General features: G+C 64.9%; 20 protein-coding genes. 9 read left to right on the plus strand and 11 right to left on the minus strand.

Annotation, left to right across the window (positions count from 1 at the left end; all coding sequences use genetic code 11):
* The first annotated feature begins 43 nt into the window (after positions 1-43).
* Together CH268_RS18940 and CH268_RS18945 are read left to right on the plus strand one after the other, a co-directional pair.
* Positions 44-547 carry a DUF2505 domain-containing protein gene (locus CH268_RS18940; RefSeq protein ID WP_032381240.1) on the plus strand — a complete coding sequence of 168 codons (504 nt, stop codon included), beginning with the start codon at positions 44-46 and terminating at the stop codon, positions 545-547.
* Positions 548-659: 112 nt separating this feature from the next.
* Positions 660-1358, plus strand: coding sequence for an SAM-dependent methyltransferase (locus CH268_RS18945; RefSeq protein ID WP_094665561.1), 699 nt, complete (start codon positions 660-662; stop codon positions 1356-1358).
* Between the two features lie 8 nt (positions 1359-1366).
* Here the strand turns inward: CH268_RS18945 and CH268_RS18950 are convergent, their stop codons facing one another.
* Positions 1367-1954: a type IV toxin-antitoxin system AbiEi family antitoxin domain-containing protein gene (locus tag CH268_RS18950; RefSeq protein ID WP_032365186.1), complete on the minus strand. Its 588-nt coding sequence runs from the start codon at positions 1952-1954 to the stop codon at positions 1367-1369.
* Positions 1955-2064: 110 nt separating this feature from the next.
* On the opposite strand from CH268_RS18950, the gene CH268_RS18955 reads away from it, so the two are divergent.
* Positions 2065-2811 (plus strand): LmeA family phospholipid-binding protein, encoded by a 747-nt coding sequence (locus CH268_RS18955; protein ID WP_027498387.1) that lies wholly within the window; start codon positions 2065-2067, stop codon positions 2809-2811.
* A 94-nt stretch (positions 2812-2905) separates the two neighbouring features.
* On the opposite strand, the gene deoC is transcribed toward CH268_RS18955, so the two are convergent.
* Positions 2906-3556: a deoxyribose-phosphate aldolase gene (deoC, locus tag CH268_RS18960; protein ID WP_027498388.1), complete on the minus strand. Its 651-nt coding sequence runs from the start codon at positions 3554-3556 to the stop codon at positions 2906-2908.
* Positions 3557-3614: 58 nt separating this feature from the next.
* Between deoC and CH268_RS18965 the strand changes: the two genes are divergently transcribed.
* Positions 3615-4457 carry a class I SAM-dependent methyltransferase gene (locus tag CH268_RS18965; protein ID WP_094665563.1) on the plus strand — a complete coding sequence of 281 codons (843 nt, stop codon included), beginning with the start codon at positions 3615-3617 and terminating at the stop codon, positions 4455-4457.
* 13 nt (positions 4458-4470) lie between these two features.
* Positions 4471-5355: a formyltetrahydrofolate deformylase gene (purU, locus tag CH268_RS18970; protein WP_094665565.1), complete on the plus strand. Its 885-nt coding sequence runs from the start codon at positions 4471-4473 to the stop codon at positions 5353-5355.
* Positions 5356-5365: 10 nt separating this feature from the next.
* On the opposite strand, the gene CH268_RS18975 is transcribed toward purU, so the two are convergent.
* The 5 genes from CH268_RS18975 to CH268_RS18995 form a co-directional block, all read right to left on the minus strand.
* Positions 5366-6397, minus strand: coding sequence for an alpha/beta fold hydrolase (locus CH268_RS18975; RefSeq protein WP_027498391.1), 1032 nt, complete (start codon positions 6395-6397; stop codon positions 5366-5368).
* A gap of 74 nt (positions 6398-6471) precedes the next feature.
* The gene (locus CH268_RS18980; RefSeq protein ID WP_027498392.1) at positions 6472-6762 is read right to left on the minus strand and encodes a DUF2516 family protein; all 291 of its coding nucleotides are present in this window, start codon (positions 6760-6762) and stop codon (positions 6472-6474) included.
* Positions 6763-6828: 66 nt separating this feature from the next.
* Positions 6829-7623 (minus strand): heparin-binding hemagglutinin, encoded by a 795-nt coding sequence (locus CH268_RS18985; protein ID WP_027498393.1) that lies wholly within the window; start codon positions 7621-7623, stop codon positions 6829-6831.
* Positions 7616-8083 (minus strand): helix-turn-helix domain-containing protein, encoded by a 468-nt coding sequence (locus CH268_RS18990; protein ID WP_027498394.1) that lies wholly within the window; start codon positions 8081-8083, stop codon positions 7616-7618. The genes CH268_RS18985 and CH268_RS18990 overlap by 8 nt, the downstream gene beginning before the upstream one ends.
* A gap of 73 nt (positions 8084-8156) precedes the next feature.
* Positions 8157-9431 carry a DUF445 domain-containing protein gene (locus CH268_RS18995; protein ID WP_176457992.1) on the minus strand — a complete coding sequence of 425 codons (1275 nt, stop codon included), beginning with the start codon at positions 9429-9431 and terminating at the stop codon, positions 8157-8159.
* Between the two features lie 140 nt (positions 9432-9571).
* Here CH268_RS18995 and CH268_RS19000 point away from each other — a divergent pair, with 140 nt between their 5' ends.
* Positions 9572-10249, plus strand: coding sequence for a TetR/AcrR family transcriptional regulator (locus tag CH268_RS19000; RefSeq protein ID WP_255182458.1), 678 nt, complete (start codon positions 9572-9574; stop codon positions 10247-10249).
* Here the strand turns inward: CH268_RS19000 and CH268_RS27950 are convergent.
* Positions 10246-10419 (minus strand): hypothetical protein, encoded by a 174-nt coding sequence (locus tag CH268_RS27950; protein ID WP_167326064.1) that lies wholly within the window; start codon positions 10417-10419, stop codon positions 10246-10248. The two genes, CH268_RS19000 and CH268_RS27950, sit on opposite strands and share 4 nt — an antisense overlap.
* Before the next feature lie 72 nt (positions 10420-10491).
* On the opposite strand from CH268_RS27950, the gene CH268_RS19005 reads away from it, so the two are divergent.
* Both CH268_RS19005 and CH268_RS19010 read left to right on the plus strand, forming a co-directional pair.
* Positions 10492-11037, plus strand: coding sequence for a type 1 glutamine amidotransferase domain-containing protein (locus CH268_RS19005; protein WP_176457993.1), 546 nt, complete (start codon positions 10492-10494; stop codon positions 11035-11037).
* Positions 11038-11053: 16 nt separating this feature from the next.
* Positions 11054-12043, plus strand: a complete 990-nt coding sequence (locus CH268_RS19010; RefSeq protein WP_094665567.1) for an iron-siderophore ABC transporter substrate-binding protein — start codon at positions 11054-11056, stop codon at positions 12041-12043.
* Positions 12044-12090: 47 nt separating this feature from the next.
* Here CH268_RS19010 and CH268_RS19015 read toward each other — a convergent pair whose 3' ends face one another.
* The gene (locus CH268_RS19015; RefSeq protein WP_094665703.1) at positions 12091-12552 is read right to left on the minus strand and encodes a PPOX class F420-dependent oxidoreductase; all 462 of its coding nucleotides are present in this window, start codon (positions 12550-12552) and stop codon (positions 12091-12093) included.
* Positions 12553-12584: 32 nt separating this feature from the next.
* On the opposite strand from CH268_RS19015, the gene CH268_RS19020 reads away from it, so the two are divergent.
* Positions 12585-13442, plus strand: a complete 858-nt coding sequence (locus tag CH268_RS19020) for a PPK2 family polyphosphate kinase (RefSeq protein WP_032381231.1) — start codon at positions 12585-12587, stop codon at positions 13440-13442.
* A 79-nt stretch (positions 13443-13521) separates the two neighbouring features.
* Here the strand turns inward: CH268_RS19020 and CH268_RS19025 are convergent, their stop codons facing one another.
* Complete coding sequence (locus CH268_RS19025; RefSeq protein WP_027498401.1) at positions 13522-14562, minus strand: NAD(P)-dependent alcohol dehydrogenase; 1041 nt, start codon at positions 14560-14562, stop codon at positions 13522-13524.
* Between the two features lie 96 nt (positions 14563-14658).
* Positions 14659-14934 (minus strand): hypothetical protein, encoded by a 276-nt coding sequence (locus CH268_RS19030; protein ID WP_027498402.1) that lies wholly within the window; start codon positions 14932-14934, stop codon positions 14659-14661.
* Positions 14935-15008 lie beyond the last annotated feature (74 nt).

Genomic DNA, 15008 nt, shown 5'->3' on the forward strand with positions numbered 1-15008 from the left:
CTGGTCGTTCCGCAGGCTCCACTCCTGGGTAACCTGGCGCACTATGGCTCGCCGAATGAACTACTCCGCCCGGTTCACCCACTCGACGCAGCAGGTCTATGCAGCGCTGTCCAGTCGCGAGCACTGGGACGCGCGCATCGAGGAGATGCGTAAGTATTCGGAGAACGAGCTGAAGAGCTTCGAGGTGTCCGACGCCGGAATCGACATCGTGATGCACCACGTCATCCCCCGTACCGAACTGCCCGACATCGCACAGACGGTGATGAAGAAAGACATGGTCATCACCCGCAACGTGCATTTCGACGCGTACGGGGAAACCACGGCGGGGCACTACGACGCGTCGATTCCGGCCGGACCCGGCTCACTGAAGGGCACCACGTCACTGTTCCCCACCAACGGTGGCTCGACGCTGCGCACGTCCTCCGAGGCCAAGGTGTTCCTGCCGTTCATCGGCGGCAAACTCGAGCAACTGATGCTCGTCAACCTGATCGACCTGTGGCGCGGCGAGGGCGAAGTGACCGCCGACTGGCTCGAGAAGAACGCCTAGCCCACTGAAGCCTCCTCATAGGGGTCGTTCCGCAGGCTCCACTCATGCTGAAGGCGTCATCACCCGCGGCACCACCGGCATCAATCGGTTGCGTCGTAGCGACCGGTGGTTGATGCACGATCCCGATGTCCGACGCGTCCTGCGCGAATCACCGGACCCCCTCGTCGTCGACCTCGGCTACGGGGCGATGCCGAACACGACTCTCGAACTCGCGGGCCGACTTCGCACCGTCAGGCCCGATCTCCGCGTCACCGGTCTGGAAATCGATCCCGCGCGGGTGGTCGAAGGAAGCGGCGGCGTCGAATTCGCCCATGGCGGTTTCGAGTTGGCCGGACTGCGTCCGAATCTGGTGCGGGCCTTCAACGTGCTGCGGCAATATCCCGAGGACGCGGTTCCCGGTGCCTGGCACCGCATTCTGTCGGGCCTGGCACCCGGCGGCCTGTTGGTCGACGGCACGTGCGACGAACTCGGTCGACGCTGCGCGTGGGTGCTGCTCGACGCCGATGGGCCGCGATCTCTGACCCTGGCCTGGGACCCGTTCGATGTCGAGATGCCGTCGGACATCGCGGAGCGGCTTCCGAAAGTGTTGATACACCGCAACATCGAGGGCGAGCTGATCCACGATGTGCTCCGCCGCGCCGACCGCGCGTGGTCGGTCTCGGCACCATTGGCCCCGTTCGGCCCCCGACTGCGTTGGCGGGCGGCATTGAAAGTGCTTGCAGAGCAAGGACTCCCGGTCGCACTCCCCCGCCGCCGCATGCGAGACAACGTGCTCACAGTGCCCTGGTCGACGGTAGCCCCGGCACCGTGAATCGGGTGCTACGTACAGGCGGACAGTGCCAGTTCGACGCGTTCGGCCACTCGATCGGTGCTGCTGCCGGCCTCGGAGTACAGCGCCTGCGGGTCGACGCGACCGATAGCCACGGCGTCGCCCACCACCTCGTCGAGGGTGATCTGCGAGATACCGCCTGCGGCGAGGTCGAGGACCGTGCGTACGGGAGTGGTGATGTTGAACGTGCCGGCCGATTCGACGTCACGCGGCTCGAGCCGCAGTCGGTGCACTGCCAGGCGAGTGTCGGTGAGTCGTAGGTCGCCGAACGCGCAGAGATGTACGAACTGCGGGTGCAGGTGTCCGAAACCGTGCAATTCGGCGGCGCTCTGGTGTGAGATCACTGCCTCGCCGCCGAACCACGCGCACCACATGGCGAACACTTCGAGTTCGCTGTGCGGCCACTGTCCGAGCCGAAACAGGTTGCGCTCGACGCGAGTCCACGTGGCCGTCGCCAGGTTGACGCGCACCATCGCAGAGTCGAAGCCGAGTTCACCGGCCTGTTCGGCGGTGAAGTAGCCGTCCTGCCGGGTCGCGAGCGAGTGCAGCTCCTGCACACTCGGTCCTATCGTGCTCATGCAGCAAGAGTACGTCAGAATGTGTTACACATCACAAACTTTGGCTTCCAATCCCCGGACTCGGCGAGTTTCACAGAGCTTGCTCAGAAACATCGGGAAGACTGCCGGGAATGACATCCTCAGCCAGGCGCAGCACAGTACCGCTGATCGCAGTCTCCGTTGTTGTCGTCCTCCTCGTCGCCGTCATCGGCGGAGAACTGTTCGTTCGGCAGCAGATCAAATCCTGCCTCGCCGGCCAGCTCGAGTCCGAGCTGGGCAGCCAGGTGGAGGTGGGTCTCGGCTTCAAGCCGGTCTTGCTGTCCTTGGTAGACAAGAAGGTCTCGTCGGTGACCGTCGACAGCGACGATGCTCGATTCGGCCCGGCCGAGGGCATGGTCGTGCACGCCGAGGCGAACGATCTGAACCTGACCCAGAGCGCCGACTCCGGCGGCACCATCGGTAGCTCGAGTGCCGACATCTCGTGGTCGACCGACGGCATCACCCGCACCCTGCAGAGCCAGGGCATCGGTGCCATCGTCTCCGGAGTCACATCCGACGCGTCGGCGGGCACCCTGGAGTTCGCCGTCGGCGCGCTTGCGAAGCTGACCGTCAAGCCGCAGGTCACGGGCGGCAAGGTCGACGTCCAAACCGTCGACGCATCGATTCTGGGCCTGGGAATCCCCACCGATCTGGTCGATTCCGTCGTCGGCGTGCTCACAGACAGCCTGCAGGCGTACCCGCTGGACATGGCTCCGACGTCGCTGACCGTCACCGACTCCGGCATCGAACTCGCCCTCGAAGGCGGCCAGTACACCATCCCGGCCACCCAGCAGAACCAGAATCAGCAGACGCCCGAGGGTTGCTCGCTGGTTGCGTAATCCATGTGAGTGGAACCTCGTAGCCCACTACGAGGCAGGAGTGGAGCCTGCGGAACGACCTGAACGCGCAGCGCTCACATGCGACGCAGTCGCTCTAGTTCAACCCGTCGAGTACCGCGCGGGTCCCCGATAGCCCCAACCGCGTGGCACCGGCGTCGATCATGGCCAGGGCAGCATCCGTGGTGCGGATGCCGCCGCTGGCTTTGACGCCCAATCGTCCGCCGACGGTCTCGGCCATCAGCCGCACCGCCTCGACGCTCGCGCCGCCAGCGGGATGGAATCCGGTGGATGTCTTGACGAAGTGAGCTCCGGCCTTCTCCGCGGCGCGGCACACTTCGACGATCGCCTCGTCGGACAGCGCTGCCGATTCGATGATCACCTTGAGTACGGCGTCGCCGATGCCTTCGCGAACGGTCACGATGTCGGCCAGTACGGCGTTGTAGTCCCCGGCGATGGCCGCGCCGACGTCGATCACCATGTCGACCTCGTCGGCACCCTGCTGCACCGCGAGGCGCGCCTCGGATCCCTTGATCAACGAATGATGCTTGCCCGACGGGAATCCGGCCACCACTGCGGTGAGCATTCCCTCGGCGCGAATCGGCAGCATCGACGGGGAGACGCACACGGCGAGCACTCCCAGCTCGCGGCCTTCCTCGATGAGGGCCTCCACGTCGGCGGCCGTGGCCTCCGGCTTGAGCAGGGTGTGATCGACCATTCCGGCGAGGGCGGCGCGGGTGAGTGTCATGAACCCAGCTTTTCACAGCACCGCATGTCGCGGCCCTGTCGGTCTACCATTCTCGGCTATGGACGCAGCCTCGCTCGCCGACACGTTCAACGCCACCAGCAGGGAGTTCGACGCGGTGACGCCGCTGGTCTGGGGCCCGGCCGGGCAGTCGCTGACATTCGCTCTCGGGCTGCGCTCCGGCGACGCCGTGCTGGACGTGTGTTCCGGCACGGGGGCATCCGCGCTCCCCGCCGCGGCAGCTGTCGGCCCGGACGGTCTGGTCCATGCCGTCGACCTCGCCGACGACCTGCTGGAGGTGGGCCGGGTGAAAGCCACCGAGCGCGCCCTGCGCAACATCGACTTCGTCGTCGCCGACGCCACTGCCTGGGAACCGCCGTCGACCGTTCCCGACGCCGGATACGACGCCCTGGCGTGTTCGTACGGCATCTTCTTCCTGCCGGATCCCGAGCGGGACTTCTCGCGTCTGGTGTCGCTGGTCCGGCCGGGTGGCGGCGTCGGGGTGACGGTCTGGCGTCAGGGCGCGATCGAGGCGTTCTCCCGTGCGTATTTCGAGGTGATCGCAGCACATTCACCGTCCACCGAGCAGGTGGGCCGCCTCGCGCAGGAGGGGTACAGCAAGCACCCGATCCGGCGGATGGAGACGGCCGATCTGCTGGGTGAGTGGCTTGTTGCGGCAGGTACGACGGACGTCCGGGTGGTCGAGCTGAGCAATCATGTACCCGCCACGGAGTCGTTCGTGTGGAGCTTCGTGTTGGGCAGTGCTCTGCGCGGTGCCCTCACCCCGTTCGACGACGCAGCTGTCGGGCGGATTCGAGCGGACTTGTTCGCGTCGCTGACCGAGCGCGGCATCGATTCGATCGATCTCGGGACACTGGTGGCAACCGGGTTGCGAGCGCCCTGAGAGAATTGCCCTCATGAGTTCTTCCGTGTCCGAGGATCGCCGCTACGTTCTGTCCCTCGGTTGCCCAGACAAGACGGGCATCGTCGCCCGTATCTCCACGTTTCTCGCCGAGGTCGGCGGCTGGATCGTCGAGGCCGCGTATCACGCCGATCCCGATACCGGTTGGTTCTTCACGCGTCAGGCCGTTCGGGCCTCGTCGGTGAGTATGAGTGTCGAGGATCTGCGTGCCCGCTTCGCCGAGGTCGCTGCCGAGCTCGGCCCGGAAACCGAATGGGCACTGCATGATTCGGGCGCACCCAAGCGAGTCGTACTGCTGGTGAGCAAGGAAGCACACTGCTTGCACGATCTCCTGGGCCGCGCGGCCGGCGGGGAGCTACCCGCTCAGATCTCGGCGGTGATCGGCAACCACAGGTCGCTCGAGCCCGTCGCTGCGGCGCACGGAACACCCTTCCATCACGTCGAGTTCGCGAAGGACCCGTCCGAGCGCGGACAGGCCTTCGAGGAAGTTCGGTCGCTCGTCGACTCCTACGACCCGCACGCGGTGGTGTTGGCGCGCTTCATGCAGGTGCTGCCCGAGTCGCTCTGCGAGCACTGGGCCGGTCGCGCCATCAACATCCACCACAGCTTCCTGCCGTCGTTCGTCGGTGCTCGGCCGTACCACCAGGCGTTCGCCCGTGGCGTCAAGCTCATCGGCGCGACGTGCCATTACGTGACGGCCGAGCTCGACGCAGGTCCGATCATCGAGCAGGACGTCATCCGCGTCGACCACTCCGACGAGGTGACCGACATGGTGCGTCAGGGGCGCGACATCGAGAAGCTGGTGCTCTCCCGCGGTTTGCGCTGGCACCTCGAGGATCGCGTCCTGGTGCACGGACGCAAGACCGTGGTGTTCAGCTAGACCGTTCGGGTCACAGGTTCCGCAGGCGAACCACTTCGGCGTTGAAGTCGTCGATCGCTTCCACCGAGCTCATGTGGCCGATTCCGGGGATCACGATCAGTCGGCTCAGGTGATCGTGGTCGTCGAGTGCTCGGGCGAGCTTGCGCGCGTGCACGGGCGGGGTCAGTCGATCCGCAGATCCGACGAGCACGCTGGTGGGCACGGACATGTTCTCGAGCGCCTCGCGGATGTCGAGGTCGCTCAGCGCAGCGCCCCAGATACCCCGGGTACGAGGCGCGCACTCGAGCACGATCTTCTCGCAGAACGCTACCTCGGCGGGCGTGGCACCGGGAGCCATCGAGATGTACTTGATGGCTTGGCGGGTCACCGGGGACGGCCGCAGCGGTAGCGCCGAGCTCAGCACAGCGCGTCCCACCGGCGCCGGCACCCGTGGGAAGCGCTGCGGCAACGGGATGACGGTGGTCTCTCGGACGAGGGAATCCGTCGCCGTGCTGGCGAGCAGCACGGCGCTGACCAGGCGGTCGACCTGGTCGGGGTAATTTCCGGCCCACGCCATGATCGACATGCCGCCCATGCTGTGCCCCACCAGGACGGTCTTGTTGTCCTCGGTGACGGTGGCCGAGAGAACGGCCGACAGGTCGTCGGCCAGTACGTCGGGGCTCAGCGGACGCGTTCCGACGTCGCTGCGCCCGTGTCCGCGCTGGTCGTAAACGATGACGCGGTAGCGACCTGCGAGCGCATTGATCTGCGGAAACCAGTAATCGGCCGAGCAGGTCCAACCATGACTGAACAGGACTGGTTCGGCATCGGGGTCACCGTAGCTCCGCACGTGCAGGTGTGCGCCGTCGTCGGTGACGACTTCGGTGACGGTCGGCTCGGCCGTGGGATGCTGCAGCAACTCGTCCGGCTGCACGTCCGTGGTCTTGGTGAACGAATGGAGTCGACGTCGCCGAACGACGAAGGCCCCGATGCTCGCGGCAGCGGCGATGCCTCCGAGTCCGAGCAGCGAACGTTCGATTACCTTGCGTGAAACCACTGACATTCCCCTCTACCTGTGACCCCCGAGCGGGTGCGGTAGAGGTTACGCCCAGCGCCGAACGGGTGCTTCAAGCCCCTCTACCAGCGCGGTCCGCGCTGAATTCCGTCGATCTTGGGACGCACGTCCACCAGGTACACCGCGATCGCGACGACTCCGATGATCCAGAACATGATGACGATCGGGCCGATCAGCGTCAGCAGCAGCCCGACGGCCAGAATGCCCAGCCAGGCGTTCTTGGTCAGCTTGCCGGTGGCTGGAAAAGCGTCGGCACGTTGGCGTAGCGCGTGGAAGATTGCGTACGCAGCCCCTGCAATCGAGATGATTTGCAGGATCAGGAAGATCGTCTGGGAGAAGCTGCTCGCAATCACGTCGCCCAGTGTACGAGAAACGACCCCTGCACCGTGCGGTGCAGGGGTCGTTTCTTTACGAGTGCTTTAGCTGGTGGTCTTCTTGGCCGGAGCCTTCTTGGCAGCCGGTGCCGGTGCGGTCTTCTTGGCGGCCGGTGCCGGGGCAGCCTTCTTGGCCGGTGCCGGAGCAGCCTTCTTGATCGGTGCGTCGGCGGTGCCGCGGGTCTTGGATTCGACCTTGCCTGCCACACCGCTCACCTTGTCGGACGCCTCGACGGCCTTGTCCTTGGCTTCGTCGCCGGCTTCGTCGATGTTCTCGGCGAGCTCGTCGGCGGCCTCGGAGATCTCGTCGGCACCTTCACGAACCTTGTCCGACGCGATGCCGGCCAGAGCTGCGGCGCGCTCGCCGACCGCGCGGGTCTGCGATGCGACAGTTCCGAGAGCGTGCTCGGTGAGGTCGACGACGTCGTTGGCGGCGGAGTTGGCCCGCTCGAGGCCTTCTTCGACTGCCGGGGTGCGGCGGATGCGCTCGACGGTCTCTTCGCCGCGCTCGGCGAGCGAGGTGTACAGGTCGGACGCGACCTTGAGGTACGCCTCGGCTACCTTGCGAAGCTCGTCCGGGGTGAAGCGCTCGCGGAGCTCGGCGATCTCGTCGGGCAGCTCTGCGGGCAGGTTCGTCAGGCGCTCGCGGAGCGACTCGACGCCCTCGGTGACCTCTTCGGAGAGGTCTGCGATGCGAGCGTTGACCTCGCTGGTCCGGCTCTCGGCGCGCGAGCGCACCTGTGCCACGACATCTGCGACGGCCTGGACGACTGCGTCGCCGGCACCGACAGCTGCGTAGATCGGAGTCTTGACGTTCTCGAAGTTCTTGGAATCAGACATCTGGTGTCTCCTGTTCGTCGGTTTCGGGCTCTTGCGTCGACTCGTTCTCACGACAGAACGAGTCGTAGATCTCGATCAGCACTTGCTTCTGCCGTTCGGTGATGTGCTCATCGCCGAGCAGAGCTTCGCGCACCGGACCGTGGGGACGCGCTTCCAAGATCCCGGCCCGGACGTACAGCACCTCGGAGGAGACGCGCAGACCCTTGGCTATCTGCGCAAGCACTTCTGCGGACGGATTGCGTAGTCCGCGTTCGATCTGGCTCAGATACGGGTTGCTCACTCCAGCCCTGCTCGCAAGCTGCCGCATGGATACTTGTGCGGCTTCTCGCTGGGACCGGATGTAGCTTCCGATGTCCTGGGCTGCAGTCGTGACGACTGCGGCGACAAGGTCTCCGGCCTCGGCGACCACCTGCGTCGCCTCGGTCGCTTTGGCGACCAGATCCCCCTCGTTCTCGGCCATCTCGGCCTCCTGGTTTCGGTGTCCTACTGGACGGTACCGAAGGGTGCTAACTATTGCAAGCACTCTGCTAGCACTAGTGCCCGAAGATCAGATCGGAGACGGTGTAGATCGCCAGGCCTGCGATAGAACCGACGACGGTGCCGTTGATCCGGATGAACTGGAGATCCCGTCCGACCTGCAGTTCGATCTTCCTGCTCGCTTCCTCGGCGTCCCAGCGCGCGACGGTGTCGCCGATGATCGTCGTGATCTCGTCTGCGTAGTTGGCAGCGATGTAACGGGCCCCACCCAGCAGCCATCCGTCGGCTTTTCCGCGCAGTTCGTCGTCGTCGCGCAGTCGAATGCCGAAGTTGGCCGTGTTCTCCTTGATCTTGTTGCGCAAAGTACTCGTCGGATCGTCCACCGACTCGGTGATCAGACGCTTGGCCACCTTCCACGTCGACGCGGCGAGCCCGGTGATCTCCTCGCGGCCCATGATCTGTGCCTTGAGCTTCTCGGCCTTCTCGATGGTGGCCGGATCGTTCTGCAGATCGTTGGCGTAGTCGACGAGGAACTTGTTCGCCGCCAGGCGCACCTCGTGTTCGGGATTGGAGCGGATCTTCCACGTGAACTCGACGAGTTCCTTGTAGACCTTCTCCCCCAGCAGCGTGTCGACGAACTTCGGCGACCAGTTGGGCGAGTCCCGGGCGACCACACGATCGATCATTTCCTGGCTGCCCAGTGCCCACTGATGAGCCCGCTCGGCCAGCATGTCGATCAGCGGCAGCTGACGGTTCTCGCGAAGCAGCTCGTCGAGGATGCGGCCGATCGGCGGACCCCATTGCGGATCGGCCAGTCGGCGCACGATGGTGCTGTCGATGACGGCGGTGATGTCCTCGTCGTTGAGCACGTCGACCACGCCGTGCAGCACCGTTGCCGCCTCGGCCGCCACCCGTTCCGCATTGTCGGGTTGGGCGAGCCAGGTGCCGAGCCGCAACGGCACCTGAGCCGACGCGACCTTCTCCGAGACGACCTCGGGCGCGAGGAAGTTGCTACCGACGAACGAGCTCAGGCTGGCACCGAGCTGGTCCTTCTTCTTCTTGATCAGGGCCGTGTGCGGAATCGGAATGCCCAGCGGATGCTTGAACAGGGCCGTCACTGCGAACCAGTCCGCCAGCGCGCCCACCATGCCCGCCTCCGACGCCGCTCGGACGTACCCCACCCATGCCCCGGCCCCGGTGGATTCCTGCCAGCGGCAGAAGAGATAGACGATCGAGGCGAAGACGAGGAATCCCGTCGCGACGGTTTTCATCTTGCGGAGGTCGCGACGCTTGGTCTCGTCGTCGAAGTTCATGAGCAGCACACCCGACATTGTGCCCAGAATCGCAACCGATCAACCGGGCACGGCCCCCTCCTGTGTCGTACCCGACGCATAAGGTGGGTGACGTGGTGAAAAATAGTGCGGCGGCAGCCTCGGAGGACGCCCCCGAGGCGGACGCGGACAAGCCCAAGATCGAGAAGCCGGACGGCCGCAAGCGTCGATGGCGAGAGCACAAGATCGCCCGACGCGAGGAGCTCGTCGACGGTACGTTGGCCGCGATCCGGCTGCGTGGTCGCGAGATCGGGATGGACGAGATCGCGTCGGAGATCGGTATCTCGAAGACGGTGCTCTATCGGTATTTCACCGACAAGAACGATCTGACCAGCGCGACGATGTCTCGGTACGTCGAAACCACCCTCGCGCCGCGCATCTACTCCGCGATCTCCCACGAACTCGACGAGTACGAGCTGACCCGGGTGGTGGTGACCGCCTACGTCGAGACGGTGGCCACCGATCCCGAGGTGTACCTCTACGTGATGGCCAACAACGCCGGCAACAACCGGGACGTGGTGGCCGAGTCCGAGCGCATGATCGCCGAACTCCTCTCCACCGTGTTGGGTGAGCGGCTGCGCCAACGCGAGATGGATTCGGGCGGCTCGGTGCCGTGGGCGTTCGCCATCGTCGGCGCAGTCCAGTTGGCCACGCACTGGTGGATCTCGAACAAGTCCATGTCCGCCGACGACCTGATCGACTACCTCTGCATGATGATGTGGGGCGGCATCCACGGCGTGGCCATGGCCGACGGCTCACCGGCCAAGTTCAAGTCGCAGCCGCATCCTCTGGTGGACGACGAGCCGGGTAAGCCCTAGCGCTCGTCGTATTCGTCGTCGAGCGGAACTTCGGTGCGTTGTTCGATGACGTCCGTGGCGTCGGCCTCGACGGGGAGATCGCCCGCATCCGGCTCGTCCGGTTCGTCCGCGATCGGCAGATTCTGCTCGACGCGATCCTCGGTCGGAGATTCGATCGGTGATTCGCTCATGTGTCCATTCGTACCACTGCCGCGTACACGGTTCTCGTTTGAAACTCGATCGCGCCGGTAATCCGAACGAGCATGAGCAACGAAACATTGTCCGGACGTCGCATTGCCGTTCTCGCCACCGACGGTGTCGAGCAGGTCGAATTGGTCCAGCCCCGTGAAGCCGTCGAAAATGCCGGTGGCACAGTCACATTGGTGTCGCTCGATCACGGCGACATCCAAGCCATGAACAGCGACGTGAACGCAGGCGACACGTTCAGTGTCGACAAGATCGCGGGCGAGGTATCGGTCGACGACTTCGACGCGTTGATCCTGCCCGGAGGCACCACGAATCCCGATCAACTGCGTGTGGATGCGGACGCAGTGGAGTTCGTGCGCGCATTCGTTCAGGCGCGCAAACCGGTCGGAGTCATCTGCCACGGCGCGTGGACGTTGGCCGAAGCAGACGTACTGAAAGGCCGCACGCTGACGTCCTACCCGAGCATTCGGACCGACCTTCGCAACGCCGGTGCGACCGTCGTCGACGAGGAAGTGGTCGTGGACGGCAATCTGGTGTCGAGCCGCAACCCCGACGACCTGCCTGCCTTCTGCGCGAAGATCGTAAAGCACTTCCGCGCTTGATAGGTTAGCGTGCCCTATGCGCATTTCTCGATCTCTGGCCCTGCCTGCGGCAGCCGTGGCCCTCGCTCTGACCCTGACCGCGTGCGGATCCGGTAATTCCGACGGCGGCGACTCGGCCGATTCGGCTGCTGCGGGCACCGTCGTCACCGACATGTTCGGGGAGGTCGAGGTACCGGCCGACCCCCAGCGAGTTGTTGCGCTCGGCTGGTCCGACGCCGAAACCGCACTGGCTCTCGGCGTGCAGCCCGTCGGAGCCAGTGACTGGCTCGGCGTCGGAGGCAACGGCCTCGGCCCCTGGGTCACCGAAAAGTACGACACCGACCCGACGATCCTGGCCACCTACGACATCGACGTCGAATCGGTCGCCGCCCTGGCACCGGACCTGATCCTGTGGACCAGGAGCACCAACGACAAGGCCGTGTACGACCAGCTGTCCGACATCGCCCCCACTGTCGCGGCCCCTCCGGGAACCGACGTCGCCTACGGCACCACATGGGACGGGCAGACCGAGATCGTCGCCGAGGCACTCGGAAAAGTCGACGAAGGCAAAAAGCTGATCGACGACACCAAGACCCAATTCGCCGAGACCGTGGCTGCCAACCCGGAATTCGCCGGCAAGTCCGTCGCCGTCGGCACGCTGTACAGCGGCCAGAGCGGGGCCTACGTACGCGGCGACACCCGAGTCGACTTCCTCGAAGCACTCGGACTGACGAACGCCCCGGCCATCCAGGACCTCGCCCAACCCGGGAAGTTCAGCGTCGACCTCTCCGAGGAGAACATCGCGAACCTCGACGCCGACCTGACGGTCATGTTCCCCATCGGCAGCGGACCCGAGGTCATCACCGAGAACCCGCTCATCCAGGGACTGCCGTCGGCCCGCGACGGACGCCTCGTCGTGCTCGGTGACACCGACCTGTCCAACGCATTCTCGGCCGCCTCGGTCGCGGGAACCCGATACGCACTCGACAACGCAGTGCCACTGTTCGCAGCACCCCTGAAGGCTTAGCTCACACCCTCCCGGGCGGGCTTGTCACACTCTTCCCGGGGGGCTTGTCACACTCTCCCGGGCGGGAAGCCACCCGCGGCGATCGGTCCCCAGGTGTCGATCGTGATGCGTATCAACGACTTTCCCTGCTTCACCATCGCCGCGCGGTACTCGTCCCAGTCCGAGTGCTCGCCGGCGATGCTGCGGAAGTACTTCACCAGAGGCTCGACGGCGTAGGGGAGATCGATGATCTCGGCCGTCCCGTCGACCTGGACGTAGTCGCCGTTCCAGTCGTCGCTGTGCACCAACACGGTGACGGCCGGCGTGCGGCGGATGTTGTGCACCTTGGCGCGCTCGGGGTAGGTGGCGATGACGATGCGGCCTTCCGAGTCCACGCCTGCGGACACCGGGGAGACCTGCAGACCGTCGTCGCGCTTACGTGTGATCAGGGTGTGGTGGTGCCGCGGAGATACGAATTCGAGCAGTTGCTCACGCGACACAGTCTCGGCTTTTGCGATGGTAGGGGCCATGAATCCCATGGTAGAGAAGTAGTCTTCCGCCTATGGCCGACAAGTCGAAACTATGGACGCTCTCTCCCGTCGATGTGCTGCGCGCCAGTGCCTCTCCTCGTGTCGAGGACATCGATTTCACCGCCACTCCGGGGTTCGACGGCGCGAAAGCACACGGCAACGACGTCCTCGAGCAGCGCGGTGCGGTGCTGGCGGCGCTCCAGGAAAAGCTCTATGCCCACGGGCGCGCAGGCGGCACCAAGTCGGTTCTGCTCGTGCTGCAGGGCATGGACACTGCAGGCAAGGGCGGCATGGTCAAGCACGTCATCGGGATGGTCGATCCGCAGGGCGTCGACCTCGCGTCGTTCGGGGTGCCGACCCAGGAAGAGAAGCAACACCACTACCTGTGGCGCATCCGCAAAGCCCTTCCGCGCGCAGGCCGGATCGGGGTGTTCGATCGGTCCCACTACGAGGACGTTCTCGTCGTCGCAGTCCACGACCTCGTGCCACGGCAGGTGTGGGAGAAGCGATTCGACGAGATCAACGCCTTCGAGAAGGAGTTGGTCGACGAGGACACGGTCGTCGTCAAGGTGGCCCTGTTCGTCTCGGCCGACGAACAGAAGAAGCGACTGCAGGAACGGCTCGATCGACCCGAGAAGCACTGGAAGTACAACCCGGGCGACGTCACCGAGCGTGGTTTCCTGCCGCAGTACCGGACGGCGTATCAGCGGGTTCTCGATCGCACGGATACCGACCACGCACCGTGGTACGTCGTCCCGTCCGACCGCAAGTGGTACAGCAGACTGGCCGTCACGGAAATTCTCATCGACGCGCTCGAAAAGCTCGATCTCGATTGGCCCGCAGCCGATTTCGATGTCGAACACGAGAAGCAGCGACTCGCCGAAAGCTGAACCCCCTTCGAAGGCGTGAATGGTCCATCGACCCCCGTCTGCGCAGGTCGATGGACCATTCACGCGTCCAAGGAGAAAGTTACAGCGTGGCTGCGTCGATCACGAAGCGGTAGCGCACGTCGGACTTGACGACGCGGTCGTATGCCTCGTTGATCTTCTCGGCCGGAATGACCTCGATCTCGGCACCGATGTGGTGCTCGGCGCAGAAGTCCAGCATTTCCTGGGTCTCGGCAATGCCGCCGACCATGGAACCGGCGAACGAGCGACGGTTGGCCAGCAGGTTGAATGCAGGCACCTCGAGGGGCTTCTCGGGAACACCGAGCTCGACGAGGGTGCCGTTGCGGGCCAGCAGTCCCAGGTACTTGCCCATGGGCAGGTTGGCCGAGACGGTGTTGAGAATCAGGTCGAACTTGCCCTGCAGATCCTTGAGCGCGGTGGTGTCCTTGGTGGCGTAGTACTCGTCGGCACCGTAGGCCTTGCCGTCTGCTTCTTTCGCATCCGTCTGGCTCAGCACGGTGACGTGCGCGCCCATGGCGTGAGCGATCTTGACGCCGATGTGTCCGAGGCCGCCCATTCCGATGATGGCGACCTTCTTGTCGGGGCCGGCTCCCCAGTGCTTGAGGGGCGAGTACAGCGTGATGCCTGCGCACAGCAGCGGCGCTGCGACGTCGAGTTCGACGCCTTCCGGGATTCCGAGGACGAACTTCTCGGTGACGACGATCTGGGTGGAGTAGCCGCCGTTGGTGAACTCACCCTCGTAGGTGGTGGAGTTGTACGTCTGGACGACGCCCTTGGTGCAGTACTGCTCGTCGCCGTCGAGACATGCCTCGCACTTGCCGCAGGAGTCGACGAAGCAGCCGACGCCCACGCGGTCGCCGACCTTGCGGGTGGTCACCTCGGAGCCGACCTCGGCCACGATGCCGGCGATCTCGTGTCCGGGAACGACGGGGTACGTGGTGCCGCCCCACTCGTTTCGGGCGGTGTGGATGTCGGAGTGGCAGATGCCCGCGAACTTGACGTCGATGAGGATGTCGTGCGGTCCGACTGCGCGTCGCTCGATCGTCGCCTTCTCGAGCGGAGCGTCCGGAGCGGTGGCCTGGTAAGCGGTAGCTGAAGTCATATCTACATTGCTACCTACGCATCTGTGTAAGCGCAACACAGCTACCGCTACGACCAGGCTATTCCTGCTCCGAACGAGTCGTTCGCAACAGTAACGTCAGCTGTTCTTGGCGATATTGACGCCGAGCCATCCAACATACGCTGCCAGACCGACCAGTCCGATCTTGCGGGTCTTGGGGTACGCGATCGCCACGCCGACGGCCAGTTCGGTGGCCCCGTTACGACTGATCCAGGTTCGAGTGTCCTTGGGGAACGGAAGCTTGGTGATTCCCTCGAAGGCCTCCGGCACCACGAAATGGGCCGCGCCTGTAGCGGCCAACCCGATTCCGAATGCCTTGGGCACCAGACCGTTCGACTTCTTGGACTTGCTCACTGACATGCTCCCTGGGATCGATGGATTTGCACCGGCAGACCGACAATAGCGCTCTGCAAGCCGCTGCGCGGCGA

Source organism: Rhodococcus sp. 06-1460-1B, assembly GCF_002258475.1.
Lineage (GTDB): Bacteria > Actinomycetota > Actinomycetes > Mycobacteriales > Mycobacteriaceae > Rhodococcoides > Rhodococcoides fascians.

Coding starts and splice junctions, on each gene's coding strand:
- CH268_RS18940 (WP_032381240.1), top strand. CDS start 44: ATGGCTCGCCGAATGAACTACTCCGCCCGGTTCACCCACTCGACGCAG.
- CH268_RS18945 (WP_094665561.1), top strand. CDS start 660: ATGCACGATCCCGATGTCCGACGCGTCCTGCGCGAATCACCGGACCCC.
- CH268_RS18950 (WP_032365186.1), bottom strand. CDS start 1,954: ATGAGCACGATAGGACCGAGTGTGCAGGAGCTGCACTCGCTCGCGACC.
- CH268_RS18955 (WP_027498387.1), top strand. CDS start 2,065: ATGACATCCTCAGCCAGGCGCAGCACAGTACCGCTGATCGCAGTCTCC.
- deoC (WP_027498388.1), bottom strand. CDS start 3,556: ATGACACTCACCCGCGCCGCCCTCGCCGGAATGGTCGATCACACCCTG.
- CH268_RS18965 (WP_094665563.1), top strand. CDS start 3,615: ATGGACGCAGCCTCGCTCGCCGACACGTTCAACGCCACCAGCAGGGAG.
- purU (WP_094665565.1), top strand. CDS start 4,471: ATGAGTTCTTCCGTGTCCGAGGATCGCCGCTACGTTCTGTCCCTCGGT.
- CH268_RS18975 (WP_027498391.1), bottom strand. CDS start 6,397: ATGTCAGTGGTTTCACGCAAGGTAATCGAACGTTCGCTGCTCGGACTC.
- CH268_RS18985 (WP_027498393.1), bottom strand. CDS start 7,623: ATGTCTGATTCCAAGAACTTCGAGAACGTCAAGACTCCGATCTACGCA.
- CH268_RS18990 (WP_027498394.1), bottom strand. CDS start 8,083: ATGGCCGAGAACGAGGGGGATCTGGTCGCCAAAGCGACCGAGGCGACG.
- CH268_RS18995 (WP_176457992.1), bottom strand. CDS start 9,431: ATGTCGGGTGTGCTGCTCATGAACTTCGACGACGAGACCAAGCGTCGC.
- CH268_RS27950 (WP_167326064.1), bottom strand. CDS start 10,419: ATGAGCGAATCACCGATCGAATCTCCGACCGAGGATCGCGTCGAGCAG.
- CH268_RS19005 (WP_176457993.1), top strand. CDS start 10,492: ATGAGCAACGAAACATTGTCCGGACGTCGCATTGCCGTTCTCGCCACC.
- CH268_RS19010 (WP_094665567.1), top strand. CDS start 11,054: ATGCGCATTTCTCGATCTCTGGCCCTGCCTGCGGCAGCCGTGGCCCTC.
- CH268_RS19015 (WP_094665703.1), bottom strand. CDS start 12,552: ATGGCCCCTACCATCGCAAAAGCCGAGACTGTGTCGCGTGAGCAACTG.
- CH268_RS19020 (WP_032381231.1), top strand. CDS start 12,585: ATGGCCGACAAGTCGAAACTATGGACGCTCTCTCCCGTCGATGTGCTG.
- CH268_RS19025 (WP_027498401.1), bottom strand. CDS start 14,562: ATGACTTCAGCTACCGCTTACCAGGCCACCGCTCCGGACGCTCCGCTC.